Genomic DNA, 1,376 nt, shown 5'->3' on the forward strand with positions numbered 1-1,376 from the left:
ACGGAAAGCGACAAAGGCCGGTGCAGTTGAAGACCAAGCTGCTCCCAGAGACGCAATGACGAAAGCCGTTGCGCCCGGCGATTAAGTTAATAAACATATTAAATCATTAATTAGTTTTTGTAGTTTAGAGAGTTTATTTCTTAGGGTTTCTATTCCTCAATTATTCCGTATCCTTCTGGTGCAGGAATCCCATGTTCCGAAGAACGACTGACTGATTCCCACTCTTTCCATGTAAATATACGTTTTTCTGCATTTTCAACAGCTAAATCATATACAAGGCTTCCCAGAACTAATCGGAGAGGCGGATTCTCACTATTAACCAGTTTCATTATAGCTTCGGCGGCTAACTTAGGATCACTATCCACCGATTCGTTTGAATATTGTTGGGCCAACTTTTCACGTAATGAATCATACTCTTTTTTCTGTGTAGTAAAACTCATTTTTAAGTATAGATTCGTCCAGTAACCTCCAGGTTCTACGATAGATACTTTTATACCAAAATGTGCAGCTTCTTGTGCTAAAGCCTCGCTAAATCCTTCTAAAGCAAATTTACTAGCGCTATAGATTCCCGACATTGGACCACTAATCAGTCCACCAATACTAGATATCTGGATAATATGACCTGATTCTTGTGCCCGCAAGTACGGCATAACAGCTTGACTTACCCATACTGTACCGAAGAAATTAGTTTCCATTTGGCTTCTAACTTCATCTTCACTAAATTCTTCAATCATTCCCATTACCATATTCCCTGCATTGTTAATGACAATATCGAGTCTTCCAAAATGTTTAATGGCAGTTTCCACTGTAGTCGAAACAGCACTTCTATCAGTAACATCAAGACTTAAAGGAAGTAACATTCCTTCAAACTGGCATTTTAACTCATTCAGTTTTTCAATATTTCTAGCAACACCAACAACCTTCTCTCCTGACTCCAATGCTTTTTTTGTGAATTCGTATCCTAGTCCACTGCTTGCACCTGTAATAAACCACACACGTGTATTTTCATTGTTATTAAATGTCATAAATAATCTCCTCCATTAATCATGTAATATTGGTATCATTCAATACCAATTTAAAACAAACAAAATAAAGAGCACAGGCAATCTGCCTATGCTCTAAATATAGAAATATAAAATTTCAACAGGATTAATCCGATTGTTGGTATCACAAATAAGCCATCAAATTCATTGATGTACCCTTTTCTACGAAGTGTCATGGGAGATCTCCCTTTAAAATAAAAAAGAGGAAGATTCCTCTCCCCCTTTTTACTATAACCGTATAATAAAGGTTTCCTATACGTATAGGAAGAATAAACGCCCTTTTCACCCAAGTCCAACAGCTTTGGACCGCAGTTGACTCTTTCGACACCCCTG

General features: G+C 37.7%; 2 protein-coding genes. Both read right to left on the minus strand.

What is annotated here, in order from left to right; all coding sequences use genetic code 11:
- Positions 1-149 precede the first annotated feature (149 nt).
- The gene (locus HX124_RS18015) at positions 150-1,025 is read right to left on the minus strand and encodes an SDR family oxidoreductase (RefSeq protein ID WP_078081115.1); all 876 of its coding nucleotides are present in this window, start codon (positions 1,023-1,025) and stop codon (positions 150-152) included.
- Between the two features lie 86 nt (positions 1,026-1,111).
- Positions 1,112-1,376, minus strand: a 265-nt coding sequence (locus HX124_RS18020; RefSeq protein WP_216070547.1) for a hypothetical protein, incomplete at its 5' end; no start/stop codon positions are given.

The organism is Acinetobacter sp. 226-1, assembly GCF_030329325.1.
GTDB classification, from domain to species: domain Bacteria; phylum Pseudomonadota; class Gammaproteobacteria; order Pseudomonadales; family Moraxellaceae; genus Acinetobacter; species Acinetobacter sichuanensis.